This window comes from Mycobacterium sp. (assembly GCF_032161845.1).
Lineage (GTDB): Bacteria > Actinomycetota > Actinomycetes > Mycobacteriales > Mycobacteriaceae > Mycobacterium.
The window spans coordinates 1-6,676 of the sequence record NZ_JAVRQA010000531.1; the positions used below are offsets into that span (position 1 = coordinate 1).

At 67.5% G+C, this 6,676-nt stretch carries 8 protein-coding genes and 1 tRNA gene; 7 read left to right on the forward strand and 2 right to left on the reverse strand.

The features are described 5' to 3' along the window. Positions 1-64 precede the first annotated feature (64 nt). The 5 genes from QOD90_RS29585 to QOD90_RS29605 are packed head-to-tail and all read left to right on the forward strand — an operon-like array spanning position 65 to position 4,149. The gene (locus QOD90_RS29585; RefSeq protein WP_526355842.1) at positions 65-805 is read left to right on the forward strand and encodes a DUF1365 domain-containing protein; all 741 of its coding nucleotides are present in this window, start codon (positions 65-67) and stop codon (positions 803-805) included. Further along, positions 802-2,073, forward strand: a complete 1,272-nt coding sequence (locus QOD90_RS29590; protein WP_526355832.1) for an SAM-dependent methyltransferase — start codon at positions 802-804, stop codon at positions 2,071-2,073. Before QOD90_RS29585 ends, QOD90_RS29590 begins: the two co-directional genes overlap by 4 nt. After that, positions 2,070-2,855, forward strand: coding sequence for a DUF1295 domain-containing protein (locus QOD90_RS29595; RefSeq protein ID WP_526355843.1), 786 nt, complete (start codon positions 2,070-2,072; stop codon positions 2,853-2,855). The genes QOD90_RS29590 and QOD90_RS29595 overlap by 4 nt, the downstream gene beginning before the upstream one ends. Further along, positions 2,852-3,433, forward strand: coding sequence for an RNA polymerase sigma factor (locus QOD90_RS29600; RefSeq protein ID WP_526355834.1), 582 nt, complete (start codon positions 2,852-2,854; stop codon positions 3,431-3,433). The genes QOD90_RS29595 and QOD90_RS29600 overlap by 4 nt, the downstream gene beginning before the upstream one ends. Continuing rightward, positions 3,430-4,149 (forward strand): anti-sigma factor, encoded by a 720-nt coding sequence (locus QOD90_RS29605; RefSeq protein WP_526355836.1) that lies wholly within the window; start codon positions 3,430-3,432, stop codon positions 4,147-4,149. The genes QOD90_RS29600 and QOD90_RS29605 overlap by 4 nt, the downstream gene beginning before the upstream one ends. Position 4,150: 1 nt before the next feature. Here QOD90_RS29605 and QOD90_RS29610 read toward each other — a convergent pair whose 3' ends face one another. Continuing rightward, complete coding sequence (locus QOD90_RS29610; protein WP_526355845.1) at positions 4,151-5,233, reverse strand: carboxylate-amine ligase; 1,083 nt, start codon at positions 5,231-5,233, stop codon at positions 4,151-4,153. A 137-nt stretch (positions 5,234-5,370) separates the two neighbouring features. Between QOD90_RS29610 and QOD90_RS29615 the strand changes: the two genes are divergently transcribed. Then, on the forward strand, positions 5,371-6,192 hold the full coding sequence (locus tag QOD90_RS29615) for an LLM class F420-dependent oxidoreductase (RefSeq protein WP_526355838.1): 822 nt from the start codon (positions 5,371-5,373) through the stop codon (positions 6,190-6,192). Here the strand turns inward: QOD90_RS29615 and QOD90_RS29620 are convergent, their stop codons facing one another. After that, positions 6,193-6,369, reverse strand: coding sequence for a CsbD family protein (locus QOD90_RS29620; RefSeq protein WP_526355840.1), 177 nt, complete (start codon positions 6,367-6,369; stop codon positions 6,193-6,195). A gap of 74 nt (positions 6,370-6,443) precedes the next feature. Between QOD90_RS29620 and QOD90_RS29625 the strand changes: the two genes are divergently transcribed. Then, positions 6,444-6,516 (forward strand) — tRNA-Arg (locus QOD90_RS29625). Positions 6,517-6,676 lie beyond the last annotated feature (160 nt).

Sequence of the window (6,676 nt, forward strand, 5' to 3'; positions counted from 1 at the left end):
GGCTGCGCGCCGCCGAGCGACTCGGGGCCCGCTGGGCCGCTGCGGCGAACCTGGAGCCGGTACCGTGCTGACCGCCCTCTACCGGACGCGAATCACCCACCTGCGGCGCGCTCCCGTGCACCACTACTTCGAGCAGCGTGGCTACAGCTGGTACGTCGACCTCGACGACCTCCCTCGGCTTCCCCGCTGGCTGCAGCCGTTCGCCAGATTCGAGGCCGCCGACCACCTTTCGCCTCCGTCCGACGGCGAGGACACGTTACGTGCCCGCGTCGACGGGTACCTCGCCGAACGCGGTATCGAGCTGCCGGGCGGCACCGTCACCGCACTGATGCAGGCGAGGGTGCTCGGATACGTCTTCAATCCGCTGAGCATCTTCTGGTGCCACGATGCCCACGGCGTCCTTCGCCACGTCATCGCCGAGGTGCACAACACCTACGGCGGTCGTCACGCATACCTGTTGCCGCCCACGGGCGACCAGCCGGCCGCGGTGAAGAAAGCTCTGTACGTCTCACCGTTCAACGAGGTGGACGGCTACTACCTGGTCCGCGCTCCTCTTCCCGACGCCGAACTCGACGTCACCATCTCGCTGCACCGCGAGAACAAGCCGGCGTTCGTCGCGACCCTCGACGGGACGCGACGCAAGGCATCCGTCGCCAATGTCCTGCGCCTGCAGATGGTGGCGCCGGTGGCACCGTTGATGGGCGCAATGTGGATTCGCATTCAGGGCGTCACGCTGTGGGCGCGAAGGGTACCGGTCGTTCCGCAGCCCGCTGAGGTCGAGAGGGAGAGGGTCGGTCAACTGTGACCATCGATACCACCGGAAACATCGGTACCGCAACGGATTACGATCGTTGGCCGGCCGTTTCCCGAGCGCCGAGGGGACCCGTGAGCATGGCCACCGCGCGGGTCGCCGAGTCGTTCCTGCGGCGTGCCGCGGCGAGGCTCCCACTGCGCCTTCGGTATCCGGATGGAACCGTCGTCGGCGCAGCCGATCCCACCCTGCCGACCATGGACATCCACCGGCCCGAAGCGCTGTTTCGCCGCGTCGGCCGCTCTGGACTCATCGGGTTCGGCGAGTCGTACATGGCCGGTGAGTGGAGCTCCGATGACCTCGCCGGCTTACTCACCGCCTTCGCCAACTCGATCGCCGACCTCGTTCCGCCTGCGCTGCAATGGCTTCGACCGCTCGCCGTGGTGCAACACCCGAGCACGATGATCAACAGCCTCAAGCAGGCGCGGGACAACATCGCCGAGCACTACGACCTGTCGAACGACCTGTTCGCGGAGTTCCTCGACGACACCATGACCTACTCGGCCGCCCTCTTCGAGACGTCGCAACCCGAGTGGTCCGCCCTCGAAGCCGGCCAGCACCGCAAGATCGACCGGCTCCTCGACTCGGCCCGGGTCGGCCCGGGCAGCCGCGTGCTCGAGATCGGGACGGGCTGGGGCGAACTGTGCATTCGCGCCGCTTCTCGAGGCGCCGAGGTCCACTCGATCACCCTTTCCGCCGAGCAGCAGCGGCTCGCGCGCCAACGCGTCGCGGCGGCCGGTCTTTCGGCCAACGTCACCATCGAGCTCAAGGACTACCGCGAGGTCGAGGGTCACTATGACGCGGTCGTCTCGGTCGAGATGGTCGAGGCGGTCGGATACCGGTTCTGGCCCACCTACTTTCAGACCCTCGACCGCTTGGTGTCGCCGGGCGGACGGGTGGCGATCCAGGCCATCACCATGCCGCACGACCGGATGCTGAAGTCCCGCAACACGTATACCTGGATTCAGAAGTACATCTTCCCCGGCGGGCTGATCCCGTCCGTCGAGGCCGTCGTGGGGATCACCGAGCGGGAGACGAGGTTGCGCACCGTCGGCATGCTGTCGCTGCGACCCCACTACGCCGAGACGTTGCGGTTGTGGCGGGAGCGCTTCAACGAGCGCCGGGAAGCGGTGTCGGCATTGGGGTTCGACCACGTCTTTCAGCGGATGTGGGAGTTGTACCTGGCCTACTCGGAGGCCGGCTTCCGGTCCGGCTACCTCGACGTCTATCAGTGGACCTTCGCGCCGACGGGCACCTCGTGAACTTCGTCGTCGTCTCCGCGACGGCCCTGGCGATCCTGGCACTGGTCTACGGCGCCACGTTCCTGATCGGGCGCCGCATCGGACGCTACAACGTCGTCGACGTCACGTGGGGCGCGAGCTTCGTCGTCGTCGCGGCGGTCGCGGCGGTAGTCGGCGACGGTGACCTCTTCCGTCGGCTGCTGCTCTTGGTCCTCGTCGCCGGATGGGGGCTGCGCCTGGCGTGGCACATGGTCGGCAAGTCGGCGGGCAACGGTGAGGACCCGCGGTACGACAAGCTGCTGCACGGCGACTTCTCGGCTGGCCACGTGATCCGCAAGATCTTCCTGACCCAGGCCGCCATGGCGTGGTTCATCTCGCTGCCGGTGCAGCTGTCCGCCTCGCTCGGGCCCACCCCGGGCGCACTGCTGCCGGTGCTGATTGCAGGCGTGGCGGTATGGGTCGTCGGCGTGCTGTTCGAGGCGATCGGCGACCACCAACTGCGCCAGTTCAAGGCCGACCGCGCCAACAAGGGAACGATCATGGACCGCGGCCTGTGGTCCTGGACGCGGCACCCCAACTACTTTGGCGATTCGGCGGTGTGGTGGGGGCTCTGGCTCATCGGCATCGCGGGCTGGCCGTCCCTGGGGACGGTGCTGTCCCCCGTCGCGATGACCTACTTTCTGGTGTACGCCACCGGAGCCCGGCTGACCGAGCGAATCATGGCGGACCGCCCGGGGTTTCGCGAATACTGCGCTCGCACATCATTTTTCGTGCCACGCCCGCCGAGAACGCGATTATCGTGACGACACTCGCCTTGGCCAGTACACTTCGCGGCGTGACAGCCGATCTCGACGCACTGCTGCGCCGGGTCGCCCAACAGGACGTCGAGGCGTTTGCCGCGTTCTACGACAACACCCGCGCCAGAGTGTTCGGCCTGGTGGTGCGCGTACTCCGCGACCCCGGCTACAGCGAGGAAACCACCCAAGACGTCTACCTGCAGGTATGGCGCAATGCGGCCGGTTACAACCCGTCGGCGGGCACCCCACTGGCCTGGCTCATGACGCTCGCCCACCGCAGGGCCGTCGATCGAGTGCGCTCCGAGCAATCAGGTAGCCAGCGAGAGTCCCGGTATGGCGCCGCGAACGTCGAGCTCCCCACGGACGCGGTCGCCGAAGCCGTCATCCAGCTCGACGAACAGCGCCAAGTCACCGAATGCCTCGAATCGTTGACCGATGCGCAGCGCGAGTGCATCCAGCTCGCGTATTACCAAGGCCTGACTTATGTCCAGGTGTCGGAGCGTTTGGCGGCGAATCTTGCGACCATCAAGTCACGGATGCGCGATGGCATCCGCGGTTTGCGCAAGTGTCTGGGGGTCTCGTGACCGAGCCAACCGCCAACGACCTGATGGATTCTGCGACGCCGTATGCGCTGCACGCGATGCCGCAATCCGAGCTCGACGACATCGACCGGCAGCTGTCGCAGGCACCGGAACCGGTCGCGATCGCCTTCGCCGACGAGGTGCGGGCGGTGCGCGAAACGATGGCGCGAGTATCCGCATCGACCGCGCTTGAGCCGCCGAGCTACCTGCGCGAGCGCGTGCTCGCCACCGTGAGCGGCGGGGGCGCCAGGGTCGTCGAAATGCGCCCGCAGTCGACCAGGTGGCGGACGGCGACATTCGCCGCGGCGGCCGCCGTCGCCATCGGGTTGGGCGCGATCGGCGTCGGAATCGCGGTGCGGCCGGAGCCGAAGCCGACGGCCGCCGAACAGATCTTCGCCGCACCGGACGTTCGCACCGTCTCGGGCAACATTCCCACCGGCGGCACCGCCACGGTGGTGTTCTCCCGTGAGCGCAACGCGGGTGTCCTGGTGATGAACAACGTCGAGCCGCCCAAGCCGGGAACCGTCTACCAAATGTGGTTGATCAGCGCGAACGGCCCTGAGTCGGCGGGCACCATGGACGCCGCCGCGGTGGCACCGTCGACCACCGCCGTGCTGCCGGCTCTGGACGGTTCGACGACGTTGGCCTTCACGGTCGAGCCGAGCGGCGGCTCGACGCTGCCGACCACCCCGGCCTTCGCCCAGCTTCCGCTGATCTGAGTCACACGCCCTCCACCGTGGCAGTGGCGGCTTCCTCGACGACGTCGGCGACGTCCTGCCGCCGAGACCACGCCCGTCGCTGCCGTGCCGCACCGTTGCCCTCGGCGAGCACGCGCGCCACCTCCGCCCGCACCATGTCTAGCTCTCCCAGCTCATTCAGCGCGGGCTTCACGCGTTCGACCAGCGAGTCGAGTGACTGCGCGGCCTGCTCGCTCTCGATCCCGTAGCGCGCGGCCCTCCAGTACGACGCCTTCAGGGCGTGGGCGGTCAGCGACGGCATCGGCGCTCCGCGAGCCTCGTCGTCGACGACGGTCATCACCAACGCCCTGACGAGCGTTGCGAACAGCACCGTCTCGGCCACGGTCGCGGGCACGTCGGCGACGCGCACCTCGACCGTCGGAAAGTTCGCCGACGGGCGGACGTCCCAATAGACCATGCCCTCATCGAGCATCGCGCCGGTCTCCAGCATGTTCCGGACCGCGGCGTCGTACTCGTCGGCGGACTCGAAGTGCGGCGGCGGACCCGCGCTCGGCCAGCGCGCCCACAGCACGCTGCGCCAGCTCGCGTATCCGGTATCGGCGTTGCGATACAGCGCCGAATTCGCGGTCAGCGCCAACAGAAGCGGAAGCCACGGGCGCAACCGGTTGCTCACCTGGATCGCCAACTCGCGATCGGCCACGGCGACGTGCACGTGACAGCCGGAGATGCCCTGTTCGTGGGCGATCATGCCGAACCGCTCGGCGATCTTGCGGTACCGGGGCTTGTCGGTGACCGGAAAGTGGTGCGGCAGGGTCGGCGGTAGTGCCACCGCGAGTAGCCGCGCGCCCGCCTCGGTGGCCGCATCGGCGGCGACGCGACGCAGCCTGGTGAGGTCGCGCCGTAAGTCGGCACTCGAACTCGCGACGTCGGACGTCGTCTCGACCTGGCAGCTGGTCAGCTCGAGTTCGAGTTCGACGCCGCGTTCGGCGGCGCGCTCGGCGACCGCGGTGTTGAGCGGGACGGGGTCACCGGTGCGGGGATCGACGAGGAGGAACTCCTCCTCGACGCCGAACGTCGGAGGCTCGGAAGTGACGATCCGGCCCATCGGATCGTTCACGATGGGCCGGATCAGGGTGACACTCCTTTGCTGAGGCGAACGACGTCGCCCAATTCGAGATCTCTAGTGCCCGCCTCGATCCGGGGCCAAACCTGCGGCTCCGAGTCGAGATCTAAGCTCGGGCGATGGCACGAGAATTTCGGTTCGGTTTCGGTCTGCACGCCGCTCAACGCCAGTCGGCGGTTCAGGACTGGGCCCGCCGGGCAGAGGACATGGGTTACGACGTGCTGCACGTGCCCGACCACCTCGGCGCCCCCGCCCCGTTCCCGACGCTCATGACCGCCGCGACGGCGACCGAGACGCTGCACCTCGGCACCTTCGTGCTCAACGCGGGCTTCTACAAACCGGCGCTACTGGCCCGTGACGTCACGGCGCTGCGCGACCTCAGTGGCGGACGCCTCGAACTCGGGCTCGGCGCGGGCTACGCCAAGGAGGAGTTCGAGGCCGCCGAGATCCCCTTCCCGACGGCACGCCAGCGCGTCGACTACCTCCGACACATCGTCGAGTACCTTGGCGAGCACGCTGCCGACGTGCCGATCCTGATCGCAGGCAACGGCGACCGCTTGCTGACCATTGCCGCGCAGAGGGCCAACATCATCGGGCTCACCGGTGGCGACCCGACCAGCGAGGGCGGCGATCCCCTCGCCGAACGAATCGCGTTCGTACGCAACGCCGCTCCGGAACGCTTCGACGAGCTGGAGCTGAACGTCGCCGTCACCGCGATGCCGATCGACGAATCCGGGGTGCCCGACCTGTCGATCACGCGCCGGTTCCTGCCCGATCTGAGCGATGAGCAGCTGCTGCGAACCGCCGGGGTGCTGTCGGGTTCGACGAGCGACATCGCCGACGAGATTCGCCGCTACCGGGATACCTACGGCGTCACCTACATCATCGTGCAGCAGCCGCACGCGGAGGCGTTTGCGAAGGTGATCGCCCTGCTGCGATGACTAGCGACCGCGGACCGCATCCTTCAGACGCTCGCCTGACATCTTCACGCGGGCCTTGACCTGATCGACCCTGCCCTCGTTGCGCAGGCGCGGATTGTCGGTGATCTCGCCCAGGTTTTCCTTGACGCGGCCGGCTAGGCGGTCGACGGTGTGCTTGGCCTTCTTCGAAGTGCTCATGAGCGAGTATTGCCATTGAGCGACCTTGGGAAACACGGAGTTGGCGGCGACTTCGGTATGCTGCGATCCGGTCCGCCCCCGTAGCTCAGGGGATAGAGCACGGCTCTCCTAAAGCCGGTGTCGCATGTTCGAATCATGCCGGGGGCACGGTCAGAGGGTGTATTTAGGCACCCTAGATAAACCGATCCATCGTTTATTCATCGTTTATAGCCCGGTCCAACATGTCCGCCACCGACGTGTGGACACGGCCACGGGCCATGTACTTGTCCTGCGTCATCGAGATCCGGGTGTGCCCGAGATGGTCGGC

Excerpts from the sequence above, each read along its gene's own strand:
- QOD90_RS29610 (WP_526355845.1), bottom strand. The coding sequence starts at position 5,233 with ATGGGCCGGATCGTCACTTCCGAGCCTCCGACGTTCGGCGTCGAGGAG.
- QOD90_RS29615 (WP_526355838.1), top strand. The coding sequence starts at position 5,371 with ATGGCACGAGAATTTCGGTTCGGTTTCGGTCTGCACGCCGCTCAACGC.
- QOD90_RS29620 (WP_526355840.1), bottom strand. The coding sequence starts at position 6,369 with ATGAGCACTTCGAAGAAGGCCAAGCACACCGTCGACCGCCTAGCCGGC.